Genomic DNA, 20,319 nt, shown 5'->3' on the forward strand with positions numbered 1-20,319 from the left:
GTCCGGGCCAGCCTGCCACCCTCAGGCGACAGCCCTGTGACACGAACCCCCTTCGCAAGGGCCGACCATCATACACTGCGTTTTTGGCCTGTCCTTAACGGTTTTTTAAAGCAGGCGGATAACGGCGCTGCATTTACGGGGCCAGGCAGATGGCCAGTCATTACCGCTCGTCAGTCACGCGCAAATCCTGCGCAAAGCGTTCCGAAAGCACTTTGACAATCATTCTCGTTAACATTAAGATCCATCGCAATTGAGTCACAACCAGCGACGGTTCTCACTTATGTATGTTTGTCTCTGCACTGGCGTCACCGACGGACAGATCCGCGAAGCGATCTATGAAGGTTGCTGCAGCTATAAAGAAGTCCGCCAGGCCACCGGCGTCGCCAGCCAATGCGGCAAATGTGCCTGCCTTGCCAAGGAAGTCGTACGCGAAACCCTGACCAAGCTGCAAACCGCCCAGGCTGCGATCCCCTATCCTGTAGAATTTACCGCTGCGTAAATTACCCCTATTTCAAAGAACCGGACTTATGTCCGGTTTTTTTATGCCTGAAAATCAATTGGTTAGCGTCTAGACGCGGAACACAAACATTCTTATTCCGATTAATTTTCATATATTATTCAATAACTTAGGTTTGACACTTATAAGTACGAAGCTCAAACTCCGCCTTATATACAGCTATTACAGGGCAGGACTCCGATCATGAAAGGCGACATTACAGTCATCCAGCATCTCAACAAGATCCTTGCCAATGAGCTGGTCGCGATCAATCAGTACTTCCTGCATGCACGTATGTATGAAGATTGGGGCCTGAACAAGCTGGGCAAGCACGAGTACAAAGAATCCATCGACGAGATGAAGCACGCGGACAAGCTGATCAAGCGCATCCTGTTCCTCGAAGGCCTGCCGAACGTGCAGGACCTCGGCAAGCTGCACATCGGCGAGCACACCCGGGAAATGCTGGAGTGCGACCTGCGCATCGAGAAGACCGGCCACGCTGATCTGAAAGCCGCGATCGCTCATTGCGAAACCGTTGGCGATTTCGGCAGCCGCGAACTGCTCGAAGATATTCTCGAATCCGAAGAAGAACACATCGACTGGCTGGAAACCCAACTGGGCCTGATCGATAAAGTCGGTCTTGAGAACTATCTGCAATCGCAGATGGGCGAAGAGTAAGTTAGCGCCCGCTAAACAAGAGACACTAAAAAGCCCCGCCCTCTTTCGAGGCGCGGGGCTTTTTATTGGCTGCAGATCAAAAGATCACAGCCTCGTTTCACTCGACAGCTCCAACAGGGAGCAGGTGCCGGGTAAAACCAGTGTGAGAGCCAGATTGCTGGCTCTCACAGAGGCCGATCAGGCTTCCGACTTGTTCGCAGCAGCCGCTTCGACAGCCGCCTTGATGGTGCTTTGCAGCGAACCGTCAGCAGCCATCTCGGTCATGATGTCGCTACCGCCGACCAGTTCACCGCCGACCCACAGTTGTGGGAAAGTCGGCCAGTTGGCGTACTTCGGCAGGTTGGCGCGGATTTCCGGGTTCTGCAGGATGTCCACGTACGCAAACTTTTCGCCACACGCCATCACAGCCTGTGCAGCTTTCGCGGAGAAGCCACATTGTGGGGCATTCGGCGAACCTTTCATGTAAAGCAGAATGGTGTTGTTGGCAATCTGCTCTTTAATCGTTTCGATGATATCCATGGAGCACCTCGGCTGAACTTTCCGACTCATGGGTCGGCACGGTGGCGCATTGTAACGGAATCCCGAGCGCCCTGCTCGGTCTCCCCGACAGACATGCTCACGCCGCCGCGACGGTCACCGGCACGCCATTCAGCGCGGCATTGCCGGACAACTCGTCGAGCTGACATTCATCGGTCAGATCGTTCGCGCTCGAACCCGGCTGGCCGCTGGCAATCGCCATCTGCACCCCCGGCCTTGCATGTCCCCAACCGTGCGGCAGGCTGACCACGCCTTTCATCATGTCCAGACTGCCGAGCACTTCCACTTCGATCTGCCCGACCCGCGAGCTCACACGCACCAACTGCCCATCGTTGAGGCCTCGGCTGGCAAGATCGTCCGGATGCATCAACAACTGATGACGCGGCTTGCCCTTCACCAGACGGTGATAGTTATGCATCCATGAATTGTTACTGCGCACATGGCGGCGCCCGATCATCAGCAGTTCATCGGCGGCTGGCGCCCGTAAGGCGGCGAAGCGTGCGAGGTCGGCGAGGATCTCGGGGGGCGCAGCCTGCACGCGCTGATCAGGCGTTTTTAAACGCTTGGCCAGATTCGGCTTCAATGCTCCAAGGTCTAGCCCGTGGGGATGATCGAACAGTGTCGCCAGCGACAGTTTGTGTTCGGAGGCATCGCCGTAGTAACCCATGCGCAGGCCCATGTCGATCATCTTCGCCGGTGGCATGGTCGGCTTCAGCTCCTTGCCGGTCTTCTCGGCAAAGGCCTTGGCCAGGCTGACGAAGATCTCCCAGTCATGCAGCGCGCCTTCGGGCTTGGCGAGGATTGCGCGATTGAAGCGGGTCACGTTGCGCACCGCGAACAGGTTGAACGTGGTGTCGTAGTGATCGTTCTCCAGCGCCGAGGTCGACGGCAGGATCAGATCGGCGTAACGCGTGGTCTCGTTGATGTACAGGTCGATGCTGACCATGAACTCCAGACCATCAAGCGCTTGCTCCAACTGCCGCCCGTTCGGCGTCGACAGCACTGGGTTGCCGGCGACGGTAATCAGTGCACGGATCTGCCCCTCGCCTTCGGTGAGCATCTCTTCGGCCAGAGCCGAGACCGGTAACTCACCGCCATACTCGGGACGGCCCGACACACGACTTTGCCATTTGTTGAAATGCCCGCCGGAGGTCGACGCCACCAGATCCACCGCCGGTTCGGTACACAGCGCACCACCGACCCGATCCAGATTGCCGGTGACCAGATTGATCAACTGCACCACCCAGTGGCACAACGTGCCGAACGCCTGGGTAGAAACGCCCATACGTCCGTAACACACGGCGCTCGGCGCAGCGGCAAAGTCGCGGGCCAGCTGACGGATCTGCTCGGCAGGCACGGCGCACAATGGACTCATGGCTTCGGCAGTGAACGACGCCACGGCCGTGCGAACCTCGTCCAGACCCTCGACCGGCAAATGACTGCCGCGGGCCAGGCCTTCGTCAAACAGCGTGTTGAGCAGCCCGAACAGCAATGCAGCATCACCACCGGGACGTACGAACAGATGCTGATCGGCCATCGCTGCCGTCTCGCTGCGGCGCGGATCGACCACCACGACCTTGCCGCCGCGCGCCTGAATCGCTTTCAGGCGTTTTTCAACATCTGGCACGGTCATGATGCTGCCGTTGGACGCCAGCGGATTACCGCCGAGAATCAGCATGAAATCGGTGTGATCGATGTCCGGGATTGGCAACAGCAAACCGTGGCCGTACATCAGGTAGCTGCTGAGGTGATGCGGCAACTGATCGACCGAGGTGGCGGAGAAGCGATTGCGGGTTTTCAGCAGGCCGAGAAAGTAATTGCTGTGGGTCATCAGCCCGTAATTGTGCACGCTCGGATTGCCCTGATACACCGCGACAGCATTCTGCCCATGTCGCTCCTGAATCGCCGCCAGCCGCTCGGCTACCAGTGCAAATGCCTCGTCCCACTCGATTGGCAGCCATTCACTGCCGACCCGGCGCATTGGCTGACGCAGGCGATCGGGATCATTCTGAATGTCTTGCAGGGCGACGGCTTTGGGACAGATATGGCCACGACTGAAGGTGTCGAGGGCATCACCCTTGATCGAGGTGATCGCGACATGGCCGTCGGTTTCAGTGGTTTCGATGGTCAGACCGCAAATGGCTTCGCACAGGTGGCAGGCACGGTGATGGAGAGTCTTGGTCATGGCCAGTCTCTGTTGTGTTCTGGGCAGGCAACAACGCCTGCGGGAACAAAACTATGGCCCGTGCGCCAGCCAGGCGCCAGCGACGTTCGTCTTGTGAATCGACGACCATCAGGCGAGCCGATAGCCCGTCGAATCAGTTCGACGGCAACTGCGGCGGCGCCTGCAACTGGATTTCCTGAATGGTTTCGATCTGCTCGTGAGCGACGTGTACGCCGGTGAGCTCGCCGATCAGGCGCCAGTGCTCGTCGAGCCCGGCACTGATCGTGGCCATGCGGTCGATCATCTGGCGGCTGGCAGCCTTGACCACGTCATCTTCGCTGCGCAACAACTCGAAGGACATGGAGGTGACCGACGCGGTGAGATGGGTCAGGGAGCGAGCCGTGTGACCCAGCAATTCCATCAACAGTTTTTCTTTCGATTCCATTCAAAGGCTTCCTGCGTCGCTCGAAAGGTAGTTATAACTCAGCACTTTGCTTTAGCAAATGTTTCAGCCTGCGCATCCGACCAAGCGAATCTGCAACCACTCGGTCTCGAACCGACCAAAGCGCTGCATCCGCGTCACGCCGGATTGCCAAGCCCCGGGAAGCCAGTGTACAAAGTGCTTCGCTGCTGTCCTGAACCCGGCTTCAAATGCGTTACTGCACCGTGCAGTCCGCCCTCCGAATCCCACAACAAAAGTAGCCTATTGGAAAAACGCGACATTTAGTGTCAATATCGCGCCTTCCCCTATTTCGTCGCCCCCGTGCGGCTTACGCCGCAGGTCTCGCCCGTTGTTCCGTTAAACAAGGCTTTGAGCATCTGCGGTTTGTAGCAAAAGGTAGTCAATGATGAGCGCAAGGCACTTTCTCTCCCTGATGGATTGCACGCCCGAAGAGCTGGTCAGCGTGATCCGTCGAGGCGTTGAGCTCAAGGACCTGCGTAACCGCGGCGTACTGTTCGAGCCTCTGAAAAACCGCGTGCTGGGGATGATCTTCGAGAAATCCTCGACCCGTACCCGGATCTCCTTCGAGGCGGGCATGATCCAGCTCGGCGGTCAGGCGATCTTCCTGTCGCCGCGTGATACGCAACTGGGCCGTGGCGAGCCAATCGGCGACTGCGCCATTGTCATGTCGAGCATGCTCGATGCGGTGATGATCCGTACCTTTGCCCACAGCACCCTGACCGAATTCGCCGCCAACTCGCGCGTGCCGGTGATCAACGGCCTGTCCGATGACCTGCACCCGTGCCAGTTGCTGGCCGACATGCAGACCTTCCTTGAACACCGTGGCTCGATCCAGGGCAAGACCGTGGCCTGGATCGGCGACGGCAACAACATGTGCAACAGCTATATAGAAGCGGCGATCCAGTTCGACTTCCAGTTGCGCGTTGCCTGCCCGGAAGGTTACGAGCCGAATCCTGAATTCGTGGCCAGGGCCGGCGATCGCGTGACCATCGTCCGCGATCCGCAGGATGCCGTGCGCGGCGCGCATCTGGTCAGCACCGACGTCTGGACCTCGATGGGCCAGGAAGAGGAAACTGCCAAACGCCTCAAGCTGTTCGCACCGTTCCAGGTCAACCGTGCCCTGCTCGACCTCGCTGCCGAGGACGTGCTGTTCATGCACTGCCTGCCGGCGCACCGTGGCGAAGAAATCAGTCTCGACCTGCTTGATGACCCGCGCTCCGTCGCCTGGGATCAGGCAGAAAACCGTCTCCACGCACAGAAGGCCCTGCTCGAGTTCCTCGTCGAACCGGCATATCACCACGCATGAGCCATGAATTACTGCTGAACCTGCGCAACCTCGCTTGCGGCTATCAAGATCAACGAGTGGTGCAGAACCTCAATCTGCACCTCAATGCCGGTGACATCGGCTGCCTGCTCGGCTCGTCCGGCTGCGGCAAGACCACCACGTTGCGCGCCATTGCCGGTTTCGAGCCGGTGCACGAAGGTGAAATCACCCTGGGTGGCGAAACCATTTCCAGCGCCGGTTTCACCTTGGCGCCGGAGAAACGCCGGATCGGCATGGTGTTTCAGGACTACGCGCTGTTCCCGCACCTGAGCGTCGCGGACAACATCGCGTTCGGCATTCGCAAACACCCGCAAAAAGATCGCGTCACCGAAGAGTTGCTCGAATTGGTCAACCTGAAGAACCTCGGCAAGCGCTTCCCGCACGAGTTGTCCGGCGGCCAGCAGCAACGTGTCGCCCTCGCTCGGGCCCTGGCGCCCGAGCCGCAACTGCTATTGCTGGATGAGCCGTTTTCCAACCTCGACGGCGAGTTGCGCCGAAAGCTCAGCCACGAAGTGCGCGACATCCTCAAGGCTCGCGGCACCAGTGCGATTCTGGTGACCCACGATCAGGAAGAAGCCTTTGCCGTGAGCGATCACGTCGGCGTCTTCAAGGAAGGTCGGCTGGAGCAGTGGGACACGCCGTACAACCTGTATCACGAGCCGGCGACGCCGTTCGTGGCAAGTTTCATCGGTCAGGGTTATTTCATTCGCGGCCAGCTCGCCAGCCCGGAATCGGTGCAGACCGAACTCGGCGAACTGCGTGGCAATCGTGCCTATACCTGGCCGATTGGCGGCGCAGTGGATGTGTTGCTGCGCCCGGATGACATTGTTTATGCGCCGGACAGCGCGCTGAAGGCACGGATTGTCGGCAAGACTTTCCTTGGTGCTTCGACGCTGTATCGCCTGCAATTGCCGACCGGTGCGCAGCTGGAGTCGATTTTCCCGAGTCATGCTGATCATCAGGTTGGCGCAGAGGTCGGGATTCGTGTTGCAGCCGAGCATTTGGTACTTTTCCAGGCCTCCGGCAGCACCGCGGCACAAATCCCTGCCGTGGAAAACGGCGTGCGCCGCTACAGCACCGCCCTCTGACCCAACACCATTGCCCTGTAGGAGTGAGCCTGCTCGCGATCGCGGTACATCCGTCACAGAAGATTTGACTGATATACCGTGATCGCGAGCAGGCTCACTCCTACAGGGGGTTGCGTTAACCGAGGATCAGGGTGCCGCTCGCCACGAGCGTGGCATGGCCACCGATCTTCACCCGCTCACCCTCAAGCCGACAGAACAACTCGCCACCCCGCGCCGAGCGCTGGCAGGCGGTCAGGCTCGACTTGCCCAGACGTTTTGACCAATACGGAATCAGGCTGCAATGGGTCGAACCGGTGACCGGATCTTCGTTGATGCCAATTGCCGGAGCGAAGTAGCGCGAGACGAAATCGTGCTGGTTGCCGCGCGCGGTGACGATCGCCCCAAGCCACGGCAGCCTGGCCAGTGCGACCATGTCCGGTTTGCAGTCGAGCACGGCCTGCTCCGACTCCAGCACCACAAACAGCTCGTTGGAGCCGAGTACATCCACCGCTTCAACGCCCAGCGCCCGTTCGACATCCAGCGTCACGCCAATTTCCGAAGGCACGATTGACGGGAAGTCCAGCCACAAGCGGCCATCCTCACGACTGACACTCAGCGGCCCGGACTTGCAAATGAAGTCCAGACGCTCAGCAGTTTCCTTGTAGATCTCGAACAGCACATAAGCGCTGGCCAGCGTCGCGTGGCCGCACAACGGTACTTCGGTGGTCGGGGTGAACCAGCGGATATGCCACGCCGAACCTTCACGCACCAGAAACGCGGTTTCCGCCAGATTGTGTTCGGCGGCGATCTTCTGCATCAACTCATCCGCGAGCCACGCGTCGAGCCGATAGACCATCGCCGGGTTGCCACTGAATGGCCGATCACTGAATGCGTCGACCTGATGAAAATCAAGCTGCATAACCTACTCCCTGAGTCAGTCGGCAGAGCATGCAGCGCTGGCCGGGTCAGCGCCAGTGACAGAACCGGCCAATTTTCTTCATACAGCGCTGGTTTCTCTTACGCGCGACCGATGTCGGCGAATTTGGCTTGGGTATGTTCAGCCAGCACGGCAGGTGCCAGTTCAACTTCCAGCCCGCGCCGACCGGCGCTGACATAAATAGTCGCAAAAGCCTGAGCCGAGTTATCGATGAAGGTACGCAGGCGTTTCTTCTGTCCCAGCGGACTGATGCCGCCCAACAGATAACCGGTGGAGCGCTGCGCCGCTGCCGGATCCGCCATCTCGACTTTTTTCACCCCTGCCGCATGAGCCAGACCTTTGAGGTCGAGACTTCCGACGACCGGCACCACCGCCACCAACAATTCGCCCTTTTCACTGGCAGCCAGCAGCGTCTTGAACACCTGCGCCGGCTCAAGCCCCAGCTTCTCTGCGGCCTCCAGCCCATAGGACGCGGCCTTCGGGTCATGTTCGTAACTGTGCACGCGATGTTCGGCACGAACTTTTTTCAACAAGTCCAACGCAGGGGTCATGGCAGCTCCAGGCTTGGCAGTGGCAGAAAAATCCTGCGCCGGATTCTAGGCGATCAGATCACAAAAGGCTCTAGTTCAACGCCGCGTTTCCCGTGGCCTGCAGACTTTCCAGAACGATGGGGAACACCGCTCACCGAGGATCATTCATGGGGCTAATAGTTTTATTGTGACCGACAGTTCACTTTCGACCTTTGACAGGTTTGTTTCTTGTCTATATTTTTTCGAATCTGAATAATGTAAGAATTATGGTTACCGCAGCACTCAGCAGTAAACCGGGAACAGGATGGGGATCCTGCCCCGGGGAAAATCGCGCCTTGCCCTGTCGGCAAAGCGCCAGACAACAACAAAAATCGAGGTTTTCAATGACAACTGCTTTACAGCAACCAACGCTCTCGGGCCAATGCCTGGCCGAGTTTCTGGGTACTGCCTTACTGATCTTTTTCGGTACCGGCTGCGTCGCCGCGCTCAAAGTCGCGGGCGCCAGCTTCGGCCTGTGGGAAATCAGCATCATCTGGGGCGTCGGCGTAAGCATGGCGATCTACCTCACCGCCGGCGTTTCCGGCGCACATCTGAACCCGGCCGTGAGCATCGCGCTGACCATCTTCGCCGACTTCGAAAAACGCAAACTGCCGTTCTACATCCTGTCGCAGATTGCCGGCGCCTTCTGCGGCGCACTGTTGGTTTACACGCTGTACAGCAACCTGTTCTTCGATTTCGAACAAACTCACCACATGGTTCGCGGCTCGGCTGCCAGCCTGGAGTTGGCGTCGGTGTTCTCCACCTTCCCGAACCCGGTGCTGTCCACCGCCCAGGCCTTTCTGGTCGAGATGATCATCACCGCCATCCTGATGGGCGTGATCATGGCCCTGACCGACGATAACAACGGCTTGCCGAAAGGCCCGATGGCGCCGCTGCTGATTGGTTTGCTGATCGCCGTAATCGGCAGCTCGATGGGCCCGCTGACCGGTTTTGCGATGAACCCGGCACGTGACTTCGGTCCTAAACTGATGACTTTCTTCGCGGGCTGGGGTGAAATTTCCTTCACTGGCGGTCGCGATATTCCGTACTTCCTGATTCCGATTTTTGCACCGATTGTCGGTGCCTGCCTCGGCGCTGCCGGGTATCGCGGGCTCATCGCCCGTCACCTGACCGGCGCCACACCTGCTACAAAGGATGCAGAACCGGCCATTGACGGCAAACCAAGAACTTCTTGAAACAGTCGGCGCAGGCTCCTGCCAGATAGAGCCTGCGCCCCGGCCCACTCTCCCTTATTTCGTCCAAGGCAATCGACATGACCGACATTCAGAATAAGAACTACATCATTGCCCTCGATCAGGGTACGACCAGCTCCCGCGCGATCATTTTCGACCGCGACGCGAACGTGGTCTGCACCGCCCAGCGTGAATTCGCTCAGCATTACCCGCAAGCCGGTTGGGTCGAACACGACCCGATGGAGATCTTCGCCACCCAGAGCGCGGTGATGGTTGAAGCGCTGGCTCAGGCTGGCCTGCATCACGACCAGGTGGCCGCCATCGGCATCACCAACCAGCGTGAAACCACCGTGGTCTGGGACAAGACCACCGGTCGTCCGGTCTACAACGCCATCGTCTGGCAGTGCCGCCGCAGCACCGAGATCTGCCAGCAGCTCAAGCGTGATGGCCACGAAGACTATATCCGCGACAATACCGGTCTGGTCACCGACCCGTACTTCTCCGGCACCAAGCTGAAGTGGATCCTCGACAACGTCGAAGGCAGCCGCGAGCGTGCGCGCAACGGCGAACTGCTGTTCGGCACCGTCGATAGCTGGCTGATCTGGAAATTCACCGGTGGCAAGGTGCACGTCACCGACTACACCAACGCCTCGCGCACCATGCTCTTCAACATTCACTCGCTGGAGTGGGACGCGAAGATGCTGGAGATCCTCGACATCCCGCGCGAGATGCTCCCGGAAGTCAAAGCCTCGTCGGAAATCTACGGCCGCACCAAGAGCGGCATCGCCATCGGCGGGATCGCCGGCGACCAGCAGGCAGCACTGTTTGGTCAGATGTGCGTCGAGCCGGGCCAGGCGAAAAACACCTACGGCACCGGTTGCTTCCTGCTGATGAACACTGGCGACAAAGCAGTGAAATCCAAGCACGGCATGCTCACCACCATCGCCTGCGGCCCGCGTGGCGAAGTCGCCTATGCCCTGGAAGGTGCGGTGTTCAACGGCGGTTCGACCGTGCAGTGGCTGCGTGATGAACTGAAAATCATCAACGACGCCCACGACACCGAATACTTCGCCAATAAAGTGAAGGACAGCAACGGCGTGTACCTGGTACCGGCCTTCACCGGTCTGGGCGCTCCGTACTGGGACCCGTATGCCCGTGGTGCGCTGTTCGGCCTGACGCGCGGTGTACGTGTTGACCACATCATCCGTGCTGCGCTGGAATCGATCGCTTACCAGACCCGCGACGTGCTCGACGCCATGCAACAGGACTCCGGCGAACGCCTCAAGGCCCTGCGCGTGGACGGCGGCGCGGTAGCGAACAACTTCCTTATGCAGTTCCAGGCCGACATCCTTGGCACGCAGGTCGAGCGCCCGCAAATGCGCGAAACCACGGCACTCGGCGCGGCGTATCTGGCCGGTCTGGCCTGCGGTTTCTGGGGCAGCCTGGACGAACTGCGCGGCAAGGCCGTGATCGAGCGTGAGTTCGAACCGAGCCTGGACGAAGTGGAGAAAGAGAAGCTGTACAAAGGCTGGAAAAAAGCCGTCAGCCGCACCCGTGACTGGGCGCGTGAAGACGCTGAATAAGCCAACCTTCAGAGACTGATAGGCAACTAACTGGTCGGGAGGAGATTCCTGCGGCATCATGGGCAAATTTTGCACGGCAGCCCAAAGGAAGCCCCATGAATCTGCCTCCCCGTCAGCAGCAAATCCTCGAGCTGGTCCGCGAACGCGGCTATGTGAGCATCGAGGAGATGGCCACGCTGTTCGTTGTTACCCCGCAAACCATCCGCCGCGACATCAATCAGCTCGCGGAAGCCAATCTGCTACGTCGCTACCATGGCGGCGCGGCCTATGATTCCAGTGTCGAAAACACTGCCTATGCGATGCGCGCCGATCAGATGCGCGATGAAAAACAACGCATCGGTGAAGCGATCGCCGCACAGATCCCCGATCATGCCTCGCTGTTCATCAACATCGGCACCACCACCGAATCGATTGCCCGCGCCCTGCTCAATCACAATCACCTGAAGATCATCACCAACAACCTGCACGTGGCGTCGATGCTCAGTGCCAAGGATGATTTCGACGTGCTGTTGACTGGCGGCAATGTGCGCCGCGATGGCGGTGTGGTGGGTCAGGCGAGCGTGGACTTCATCAATCAGTTCAAGGTTGATTTTGCGCTGGTCGGTATCAGTGGCATCGACGAGGACGGCAGCCTGCTCGACTTCGATTATCAGGAAGTGCGGGTTTCCCAGGCGATCATTGCCAATGCGCGCCAGGTGATCCTGGCAGCGGACTCGAGCAAGTTCGGGCGTAACGCGATGATCCGCCTCGGCCCGATCAGCCTGATCGATTGTCTGGTGACCGATCAGCAGCCAGTGCCGGCGCTGGCGCAGTTGCTGACCCAGCACAAGATTCGCCTGGAAGTCGTTTAACCCCTCGTTCCCACGCTCTGCGTGGGAATGCCGCCCGGGACGCTCTGCGTCCCATCTCAAAAGCCGACGCAGAGCGTCGATGGATGCATTCCCACGCGGAGCATGGGAACGATCTGCCTGTGAATGTTCGAAAATTTTCCTTTCCCTGCCCTTCGATGAGTATTTTCAATCGAACGCGACTGGCTGTGCGCGTCTTTATGGGCTACCATTTTCGCAAATGAACATTCATGTTCGATTTCCAATACAGAAAATCAAAAGAGCCCGAGGCCAGCCGATGTCCACATCTACCTTGCGTACGCCCCCTATCTCCGAGATCTACGACCTCGCCGTCATCGGCGGCGGGATCAATGGCGTGGGGATCGCAGCGGATGCCGCCGGTCGCGGGCTTTCGGTGTTCCTTTGCGAAAAGGATGACCTGGCCAGCCACACGTCGTCAGCCAGCAGCAAGCTGATCCACGGTGGCCTGCGCTACCTCGAACATTACGAATTCCGTCTGGTGCGCGAAGCGCTGGCCGAGCGCGAAGTGTTGCTGGCCAAGGCGCCGCACATCGTCAAACCGATGCGCTTCGTGCTGCCGCACCGTCCGCACCTCCGTCCGGCGTGGATGATCCGTGCCGGCCTGTTCCTGTATGACAACCTCGGCAAGCGCGAAAAACTGCCGGGTTCGAAAAGCCTGAAGTTCGGTGCCGATAGCGCGTTGAAAAGCGAAATCAAGAAAGGCTTCGAATACTCCGACTGCTGGGTCGACGACGCCCGCCTCGTTGTCCTCAACGCCATGGCCGCCCGTGAAAAAGGCGCCCACGTCCACACCCAGACCCGTTGCGTCAGCGCCCGCCGCGCCAAAGGCCTGTGGCACCTGAACCTGGAACGCGCCGACGGCAGCCTGTTTTCGATCACCGCCAAAGCGCTGGTGAACGCGGCCGGCCCGTGGGTGGCCAAGTTCATCCGTGACGATCTGAAGATGGAATCGCCGTACGGCATCCGCTTGATCCAGGGCAGCCACATCATCGTGCCGAAGCTGTACGAAGGTGATCACGCGCACATTCTGCAAAACGAAGACCAGCGCATCGTTTTCACCATTCCGTACCTGAACCATTTCACCCTGATCGGCACCACCGACCGTGAATACACCGGTGATCCAGCGAAAGTGGCAATCACCGAAGGCGAAACCGATTACCTGCTGAAAGTGGTCAATGCCCACTTCAAGAAGCAAATCAGCCGCGACGACATCCAGCACAGCTACTCGGGCGTACGTCCGCTGTGCAACGACGAATCCGACAACCCGTCGGCCGTCACCCGCGATTACACCCTGGCGCTGTCGGGCAGCAGTGAAGAAGCGCCGCTGCTGTCGGTGTTCGGCGGCAAGCTGACCACCTACCGCAAACTCGCCGAGTCGGCGATGGCGCAGTTGCTGCCGTTCTTCACCCAGATGCGTCCGAGCTGGACGGCCACCGCCACCCTGCCCGGCGGCGAAGACATGACTACGCCGCAGGCCTTGAGCGCACTGATCCGCGACAAGTTCGACTTCGTGCCAACCGAGATCGCCCGGCGCTGGGCCACCACCTACGGCAGCCGTACCTGGCGCATGCTTGAAGGTGTGGAAACCCTGGCGGACATGGGCGAACACCTCGGCGGCGGGCTCTATACCCGTGAAGTCGATTACCTGTGCAGCGAAGAATGGGCGACGACGGCCCACGACATTCTGTGGCGCCGGAGCAAACTGGGGCTGTTCACCACCCCGGCCGAACAGGAAAAACTGGCGGCGTATCTGGGTAAGGTCGAGCAGAACCGCAAGATTGAAGCGGCCTGATCTGACCGGCGCTTGAACAAAAGCCCCTGAATCGCGAGATTCAGGGGCTTTTTCTTTTCTCAGGATCAGGCGCTGACCTGTGGCGAGGGGATTTATCCCCGATGGGTCGCGCAGCGGCCCCTCACTTGAAACAAAAGCGGGGCTGCTAAGCAGCCCATCGGGGATAAATCCCCTCGCCACAAGGCTGCACCGACACCAGCGATATCAGCTCCCCAGATGCAACAGCAGAAAATCAATAAACACCCGCGACTTGTGCGGCAAGTGCGCCGTGTTGGGAAACACCACATTGATCGACCGCTGCGGCAACGAATACGCCGGCAACAAACGAATCAACCGTCCACTGGCAAGGTCATCCTCGATCAGCCACTTCGGCAGCACCGACACCCCAAGCGACGACAGGGCCATCGAACGCATTGCCGCCGAAGAATTGGTTTCGAAGTGATGCACACCGCTGACCTCGACGCCCTGCCCTCGCTCATCGCGCATTAACCACTGGGTCGGCGTCTGCAGATTGCTGTTGGCGATCCATGGCACACCACTCAGGTCCTGTGGCTCGCGCACCGGATGACGACCGAGAAATTGCTCGGTGGCGACCAGGACGATTTCATAGTCAGCAATCTTGCGACTCTTGAACGCCGAGTCGGCCAGGCGGCCCAGACGAATCACCAGATCAAGCTTCTCCGCCACCAGATCATTCAATGAAGAGTTGACGTGGTAGCTCAGCCTGATCTGCGGATAGGTCTGCAAAAACAACGGGATCAACGGCAGGATGTATTTCTCGCCGTACTCACTGGTCGAACTGATCCGCAACTTGCCGGACACCCGATTGCTGCCCTTCAGGACGTTATCAAAGGCACTGTCGATATCGGCGACGATTTCCTTGAACTCGTTATAGAAGCTCTGACCGGTTTCAGTCAGCGCTACCGTGCGGGTCGTGCGGATCAGCAGCGTAGTGGCCAACGCCTCTTCCAGCGCCTTGATGTGCAGGCTGGCCATGGCCCTGCTGATATTCAGGTAATCGGCAGCCTTGGTGAAAGACCCCAGATCGACGATCGCGAGAAACGTCTGGACCCGATTCAAATGCCCGTGCATGGCGCCCTGATTCACTGTCAAATCCCTTCAAACATTGTGTTCAGCCCCATTGCATCGACGCCCGGAGTCTATCGCCCCTAAGCTCGCCGACAAAGGGGAAACACCATGAGTTATCGCTACAAGGTCGCGTCGATCTTCCTGATCGGCTTCTTTATCGACTGCATCAATATCTTCATGTCGGCCGTGGCCTTGCCCAGCCTGTCGGCAACGCTGCACGTCAGCAGCGCGTCCGTGGCGTGGGTCGCCAACGCCTACATTCTCGGGCTGACCCTGATCATCCCACTGAGCACCTGGCTGGCCGCGCGTTTCGGTAGTCGGAACGTGCTCACCGCTTCAATGCTGCTGTTCAGCGTAGCGGTGTGGATGTGCGGGCTGGCGAACAGTTTCGCGGAACTGGTGATCTGGCGTTTCGTGCAGGGCATCGGTGGCGGTCTGCTGATACCGGTCGGGCAGGCGCTGACGTTCAATCTGTTTCAGGGTGAGCAACGAGCGAAGATCTCCACGCTGGTGATGGCGGTTGCGTTGATTGCCCCGGCGATTTCACCGACGGTTGGCGGCTTCATCGTCGACAGCAGTTCATGGCGCTGGGTGTTTTACAGCAATGTGCCGTTCTCGCTGATCGCGGCTGGATTGTCGTGGCGGTGGATCAAGGAAGCGAAAACGGGCGACCTGTCACGCCCGGACATCAAAGGCCTGTTGCTGGTGAGTACGGCACTCGCCAGCCTGCTGATGGGCATGTCGCTGTATGGCGGCGACGCCCGGACCTGGCTGGCCATGGCCTGCATCGCAGCGGGCCTGCTGTTCATAGCGCTGTACCTGCGCCATTACCGCCAGTCGCGCCACGCAATCATCGATCTGAGCTTGCTCAGCAGCACGCGGCTCAGCACGTCGATCTTCATCTATTACGCGATTCCCGGCGTGTTCACCGGGGTCAATCTGTTGAGCATCTTCTTCCTGCAGAACACCCTGCACTTCAGCGCCCGGCTGACCGGCGCATTCATGATTGTCTACGCCATCGGCGCGTTCATCGCGATGACCATTGGCGGCCGGGTCTACAACCGGGTCGGCGCCAGGCGCCTGTTCATCCTCGGCATGCTGTTGCACAGCGCCGGCATCGTCACCCTCACACAGGTGAATGCGCCGAGCGATCTCTGGCTGATTGTCATCGCCTACAGCCTGATGGGCATTGGCGGCGGCATCGGTGCGAACACCGCGCAAACCACCTCACTGATGGATTTCAACGGCAGCGACACGCACAAAGCCAGCGTGATCTGGAACATCAATCGGCAGCTGTCATTCAGCCTCGGTGCCGCGCTGTTTCTGATGATTTTCAACCTGCTGCTCAAGCCGTTCGACGCCCCTTCGGCCTATCACGCGACTTTTGCGATTGCGGCGTTGGTCGGCCTGTTCCCGCTGTTTTTGATGAGTCAATTGAACCCTGCAAAGGCAAACCATGAACAACAACCCGATTGAACTAGCGCAACACAGCATTCACCACGTGCATGAACTGATTCACCGCGTGTTTACCGATACTGACGGCAGCGGCGCAGCCACCATCGCACCGCTGATGGACGCCTTCGCCAAGGACTTCAGCATGGTCACCACCTCGGGAGTGACGGTTGATCGAGCGCAGGTCGAACAACTGTTCAGGCGAAATGTGGGTGGCAGGCCGGGGCTTGAGATCGTTATAAGTGATCTGCACACGGTCTGGCAGGAAGGCGAAACGATTGCGCTGAGCTATACCGAAACCCATCGCCAGGGTGAGAACGTCACCTCACGCGTCTCGGTAGCGATTCTGCGAGTCCAGGCAGACCGTGTTGAGTGGCAATACCTGCATGAAACTGCGTTCACCCCGACTAACGGTTAAAAGCTCGTTCGGTTTTCCGAACGCGACTTTGCGGTCGATTCGGTTAACCGGATCAGTTGTGGCGAAAAATACCGCCACAAAAACTTAATCACCTTGTAAATCAGCCAGTTAACCTTCGACGACTGGTCTGGCACGACTCATGCTCTACACTCTCTCGACGAATGCCTGCTGTGCCAACACTTCAGGAGCCGTCAGGCATTCGAAGCACAAAAGGGCCGACAAACTGGCTCCATAAAAAAAACAATGTCGAGGAAAATTTGATGCGCATCGTTCCCCATATCCTGGGCGCAGCCATTGCTGCCGCTCTGATCAGCACGCCAGTTTTCGCCGCCGAACTCACCGGCACCCTGAAGAAGATCAAAGAGTCCGGTGTGATCACCCTGGGCCACCGCGACGCCTCCATCCCGTTTTCCTACATCGCTGATGCGTCGGGCAAGCCAGTCGGCTACTCCCACGACATCCAGCTGGCCATCGTCGAAGCGATCAAAAAAGACCTCGACCTGCCAAACCTGCAAGTCAAATACAACCTGGTGACCTCGCAAACCCGTATCCCGCTGGTGCAGAACGGCACCGTGGACGTCGAGTGCGGCTCCACCACCAACAACGTCGAGCGTCAGCAGCAAGTTGACTTCTCCGTCGGCATCTTCGAAATCGGTACTCGCCTGCTGTCCAAGAAAGGCTCCCAGTACAAGGATTTCGATGACCTGAAAGGCAAGAACGTCGTGACCACCGCCGGTACCACGTCCGAGCGCATCCTCAAGTCGATGAACGCCGACAAGCAGATGGGCATGAACGTCATCTCCGCCAAAGACCACGGCGAATCCTTCCAGATGCTGGAATCGGGTCGTGCCGTTGCATTCATGATGGACGACGCCCTGCTGGCCGGCGAAGCCGCCAAAGCCAAGAAGGCTGATGACTGGGCCGTCACCGGCACCCCACAGTCGTACGAAATCTACGGTTGCATGATGCGCAAAGGCGACGAGCCGTTCAAAAAGGCTGTCGACGATGCGATCAAGGCAACCTATGCATCGGGCGCGATCAACAAGATCTACGACAAGTGGTTCATGCAACCGATCCCGCCAAAAGGCCTGAACCTGAACTTCCCGATGAGCGACGAACTCAAGGCCCTGATCGCCAATCCGACCGACAAAGCGGCTGACGACAAGAAATCCTGATTTCTGACTAACCTTATCTCCTGAAGGGGCGCAGCCCTTTCAGGAGTTTGTCACTCCCTGCTGGCACTTTTTTGGAAACACTCGAACCGGTGGCTGTCGAGCCGATCGCGTGTGCCTGACCGTCAAGGTCAGGGAGGGAACGGAGTTCCCCAAGCGGGCACTTGTACATCGATCGAATCGAGGGGAGACCCTAATGAATTACAACTGGGACTGGGGCGTGTTCTTCAAGTCCACCGGCGTGGGCAGCGAGACTTATCTCGACTGGTTCATCTCCGGGCTGGGCTGGACCATTGCCATCGCCATCGTGGCCTGGATCATCGCCCTGCTGCTGGGCTCGATACTGGGTGTCATGCGCACCGTGCCGAACCGCATCGTGTCGGGCATTGCGACCTGCTACGTCGAGCTGTTCCGTAACGTGCCGCTGCTGGTTCAGCTGTTCATCTGGTACTTCCTGGTGCCCGATCTGCTGCCGCCGGACCTGCAAGAGTGGTACAAGCAGGACCTCAACCCGACCACCTCGGCTTACCTGAGCGTCGTTGTGTGCCTGGGCCTGTTCACCGCCGCGCGCGTCTGCGAACAAGTGCGCACCGGCATCCAGGCGCTGCCGCGTGGCCAGGAATCGGCCGCCCGTGCGATGGGTTTCAAGCTGCCACAGATCTACTGGAACGTGCTGCTGCCCCAGGCCTACCGGATCATCATTCCGCCGCTTACCTCGGAATTTCTGAACGTGTTCAAGAACTCCTCCGTGGCGTCCTTGATCGGTCTGATGGAACTGCTCGCGCAGACCAAACAGACCGCCGAATTCTCGGCCAACCTGTTCGAAGCGTTCACCCTGGCGACCCTGATCTATTTCACCCTGAACATGAGCCTGATGCTGCTGATGCGCCTGGTCGAGAAGAAAGTTGCCGTGCCCGGCCTGATCTCCGTGGGGGGTAAATAATGGAATTCGATTTCAGTGGCATCGTCCCGGCCATTCCCGGTTTGTGGAACGGCATGGTGATGACCCTCAAGCTGATGGCCATGGGCGTGGTGGGCGGGATCATTCTCGGCACCATTCTCGCGCTGTGCCGGCTGTCGCATAACAAACTGCTGTCGAACGTTGCCGGCGCGTACGTCAACTATTTCCGTTCGATCCCGCTGCTGCTGGTGATCACCTGGTTCTATCTGGCGGTGCCGTTCGTGCTGCGCTGGATCACCGGCGAAGACACCCCGATCGGCGCGTTCACCTCGTGCATCGTCGCGTTCATGATGTTCGAAGCGGCGTACTTCTGCGAAATCGTCCGGGCCGGCGTGCAGTCGATCCCGAAAGGCCAGATGGGCGCGGCGCAAGCGCTGGGCATGAGCTACGGGCAGATGATGCGCCTGATCATCCTGCCCCAGGCGTTCCGCAAGATGACCCCGTTGCTGCTGCAACAGTCGATCATCCTGTTCCAGGACACCTCGCTGGTTTACACCGTGGGCCTGGTGGACTTCCTCAACGCCTCCCGCGCCAGTGGCGACATCATTGGCCGCTCCAATGAGTTCCTGATTTTCGCGGGGCTCGTGTACTTCATCATCAGCTTCGCCGCCTCGCGGTTGGTCAAGCGTCTGCAAAAAAGGTTCGCCGTATGATCTCTATCAAGAACATCAACAAGTGGTATGGGGACTTCCAGGTGCTGACTGATTGCAGCACCGAGGTCAAAAAAGGCGAAGTGATCGTGGTCTGCGGCCCGTCGGGTTCCGGCAAATCGACCCTGATCAAATGCGTCAACGCGCTGGAACCGTTCCAGAAAGGTGACATCGTCGTCGACGGCACTTCGATTGCCGACCCGAAGACCAACCTGCCGAAACTGCGTTCGCGCGTGGGCATGGTGTTCCAGCATTTCGAACTGTTCCCGCACCTGACCATCACCGAAAACCTGACCATCGCGCAGATCAAGGTGTTGGGCCGCAGCAAGGAAGAGGCGACCAAGAAAGGTCTGCAACTGCTCGAGCGCGTTGGCTTGTCGGCCCACGCCCACAAGCACCCGGGCCAACTGTCCGGCGGTCAGCAACAGCGTGTGGCGATTGCCCGTGCGCTGGCGATGGACCCGATCGTCATGCTGTTTGACGAACCGACCTCGGCGCTCGACCCGGAGATGGTCAACGAAGTGCTCGACGTGATGGTGCAACTGGCTCACGAAGGCATGACCATGATGTGCGTGACCCACGAAATGGGTTTCGCCCGCAAAGTGGCTGACCGCGTGATTTTCATGGATGCCGGCAAGATCATCGAAGACTGCCCGAAAGAAGAGTTCTTCGGCGACATCAACGCCCGCTCCGAACGCGCGCAGCACTTCCTCGAGAAAATCCTGCAGCACTAAAAGCACCAACCCGCTCCCCGACTATGGGGAGCGGGCTGCCTGACAATGAGATCCCCTGTGGCGAGGGGATTTATCCCCGATTGGGCTGCGAAGCGGCCCCAGCACTTCAAAGTCAAACAGCGTGCATAGGTTTGACGACTGCTGCGCAGCCGATCGGGGATAAATCCCCTC

The 20,319-nt window shown here is 59.0% G+C and carries 20 protein-coding genes; 14 read left to right on the forward strand and 6 right to left on the reverse strand.

Annotation, left to right across the window (positions count from 1 at the left end; all coding sequences use genetic code 11):
- Window positions 1–280: 280 nt before the first annotated feature.
- Entirely contained in the window at window positions 281–499 is a 219-nt protein-coding gene (locus tag KI231_RS23395) for a bacterioferritin-associated ferredoxin (RefSeq protein ID WP_003227725.1), read from the forward strand.
- 201 nt (window positions 500–700) lie between these two features.
- On the forward strand, window positions 701–1,174 hold the full coding sequence (bfr, locus tag KI231_RS23400) for a bacterioferritin (RefSeq protein ID WP_103305481.1): 474 nt from the start codon (window positions 701–703) through the stop codon (window positions 1,172–1,174).
- 177 nt (window positions 1,175–1,351) lie between these two features.
- Here the strand turns inward: bfr and grxD are convergent, their stop codons facing one another.
- From grxD to plzR, 3 genes are all read right to left on the reverse strand, one after another.
- Entirely contained in the window at window positions 1,352–1,693 is a 342-nt protein-coding gene (grxD, locus tag KI231_RS23405; RefSeq protein WP_016773402.1) for a Grx4 family monothiol glutaredoxin, read from the reverse strand.
- Window positions 1,694–1,790: 97 nt separating this feature from the next.
- Window positions 1,791–3,896 (reverse strand): molybdopterin oxidoreductase family protein, encoded by a 2,106-nt coding sequence (locus KI231_RS23410; protein ID WP_213026463.1) that lies wholly within the window; start codon window positions 3,894–3,896, stop codon window positions 1,791–1,793.
- Between the two features lie 133 nt (window positions 3,897–4,029).
- On the reverse strand, window positions 4,030–4,320 hold the full coding sequence (gene plzR, locus KI231_RS23415; RefSeq protein WP_103305479.1) for a PlzR type 4 pili assembly inhibitor: 291 nt from the start codon (window positions 4,318–4,320) through the stop codon (window positions 4,030–4,032).
- A 403-nt stretch (window positions 4,321–4,723) separates the two neighbouring features.
- Here plzR and argF point away from each other — a divergent pair, with 403 nt between their 5' ends.
- Both argF and KI231_RS23425 read left to right on the forward strand, forming a co-directional pair.
- The gene (argF, locus tag KI231_RS23420; RefSeq protein WP_093430582.1) at window positions 4,724–5,644 is read left to right on the forward strand and encodes an ornithine carbamoyltransferase; all 921 of its coding nucleotides are present in this window, start codon (window positions 4,724–4,726) and stop codon (window positions 5,642–5,644) included.
- Window positions 5,641–6,750, forward strand: a complete 1,110-nt coding sequence (locus tag KI231_RS23425; protein ID WP_213026464.1) for an ABC transporter ATP-binding protein — start codon at window positions 5,641–5,643, stop codon at window positions 6,748–6,750. The genes argF and KI231_RS23425 overlap by 4 nt, the downstream gene beginning before the upstream one ends.
- Window positions 6,751–6,865: 115 nt before the next feature.
- Here KI231_RS23425 and KI231_RS23430 read toward each other — a convergent pair whose 3' ends face one another.
- Together KI231_RS23430 and ybaK are read right to left on the reverse strand one after the other, a co-directional pair.
- The gene (locus tag KI231_RS23430) at window positions 6,866–7,648 is read right to left on the reverse strand and encodes a PhzF family phenazine biosynthesis protein (protein ID WP_213026465.1); all 783 of its coding nucleotides are present in this window, start codon (window positions 7,646–7,648) and stop codon (window positions 6,866–6,868) included.
- A gap of 98 nt (window positions 7,649–7,746) precedes the next feature.
- Window positions 7,747–8,217, reverse strand: coding sequence for a Cys-tRNA(Pro) deacylase (ybaK, locus tag KI231_RS23435; RefSeq protein WP_114885222.1), 471 nt, complete (start codon window positions 8,215–8,217; stop codon window positions 7,747–7,749).
- 362 nt (window positions 8,218–8,579) lie between these two features.
- Here ybaK and KI231_RS23440 point away from each other — a divergent pair, with 362 nt between their 5' ends.
- The 4 genes from KI231_RS23440 (at window position 8,580) to glpD (ending at window position 13,672) form a co-directional block, all read left to right on the forward strand.
- Window positions 8,580–9,431, forward strand: a complete 852-nt coding sequence (locus KI231_RS23440) for an MIP/aquaporin family protein (protein ID WP_213026466.1) — start codon at window positions 8,580–8,582, stop codon at window positions 9,429–9,431.
- A gap of 77 nt (window positions 9,432–9,508) precedes the next feature.
- On the forward strand, window positions 9,509–11,011 hold the full coding sequence (gene glpK, locus KI231_RS23445; RefSeq protein ID WP_103305474.1) for a glycerol kinase GlpK: 1,503 nt from the start codon (window positions 9,509–9,511) through the stop codon (window positions 11,009–11,011).
- A 95-nt stretch (window positions 11,012–11,106) separates the two neighbouring features.
- Window positions 11,107–11,862 (forward strand): DeoR/GlpR family transcriptional regulator, encoded by a 756-nt coding sequence (locus tag KI231_RS23450; protein WP_016986643.1) that lies wholly within the window; start codon window positions 11,107–11,109, stop codon window positions 11,860–11,862.
- 274 nt (window positions 11,863–12,136) lie between these two features.
- Complete coding sequence (gene glpD / locus KI231_RS23455; RefSeq protein WP_103305473.1) at window positions 12,137–13,672, forward strand: glycerol-3-phosphate dehydrogenase; 1,536 nt, start codon at window positions 12,137–12,139, stop codon at window positions 13,670–13,672.
- 204 nt (window positions 13,673–13,876) lie between these two features.
- Here glpD and KI231_RS23460 read toward each other — a convergent pair whose 3' ends face one another.
- Window positions 13,877–14,764 (reverse strand): LysR family transcriptional regulator, encoded by an 888-nt coding sequence (locus KI231_RS23460; RefSeq protein ID WP_213028832.1) that lies wholly within the window; start codon window positions 14,762–14,764, stop codon window positions 13,877–13,879.
- Window positions 14,765–14,869: 105 nt separating this feature from the next.
- On the opposite strand from KI231_RS23460, the gene KI231_RS23465 reads away from it, so the two are divergent.
- The 6 genes from KI231_RS23465 to KI231_RS23490 all read left to right on the forward strand — a co-directional run bounded on the left by KI231_RS23465 (window position 14,870) and on the right by KI231_RS23490 (window position 20,148).
- Complete coding sequence (locus KI231_RS23465) at window positions 14,870–16,237, forward strand: MFS transporter (protein ID WP_213026467.1); 1,368 nt, start codon at window positions 14,870–14,872, stop codon at window positions 16,235–16,237.
- On the forward strand, window positions 16,218–16,631 hold the full coding sequence (locus tag KI231_RS23470) for a DUF4440 domain-containing protein (RefSeq protein ID WP_213026468.1): 414 nt from the start codon (window positions 16,218–16,220) through the stop codon (window positions 16,629–16,631). Before KI231_RS23465 ends, KI231_RS23470 begins: the two co-directional genes overlap by 20 nt.
- Before the next feature lie 260 nt (window positions 16,632–16,891).
- Window positions 16,892–17,806, forward strand: coding sequence for a glutamate/aspartate ABC transporter substrate-binding protein (locus KI231_RS23475; RefSeq protein ID WP_103305470.1), 915 nt, complete (start codon window positions 16,892–16,894; stop codon window positions 17,804–17,806).
- Window positions 17,807–17,999: 193 nt separating this feature from the next.
- On the forward strand, window positions 18,000–18,746 hold the full coding sequence (locus KI231_RS23480; RefSeq protein WP_103305469.1) for an amino acid ABC transporter permease: 747 nt from the start codon (window positions 18,000–18,002) through the stop codon (window positions 18,744–18,746).
- Window positions 18,746–19,417, forward strand: coding sequence for an amino acid ABC transporter permease (locus KI231_RS23485; protein WP_103305468.1), 672 nt, complete (start codon window positions 18,746–18,748; stop codon window positions 19,415–19,417). The genes KI231_RS23480 and KI231_RS23485 overlap by 1 nt, the downstream gene beginning before the upstream one ends.
- Window positions 19,414–20,148, forward strand: a complete 735-nt coding sequence (locus KI231_RS23490) for an amino acid ABC transporter ATP-binding protein (RefSeq protein ID WP_007927141.1) — start codon at window positions 19,414–19,416, stop codon at window positions 20,146–20,148. Before KI231_RS23485 ends, KI231_RS23490 begins: the two co-directional genes overlap by 4 nt.
- Window positions 20,149–20,319 lie beyond the last annotated feature (171 nt).

Origin of the sequence: Pseudomonas sp. Seg1, assembly GCF_018326005.1 — a bacterium.
Lineage (GTDB): Bacteria > Pseudomonadota > Gammaproteobacteria > Pseudomonadales > Pseudomonadaceae > Aquipseudomonas.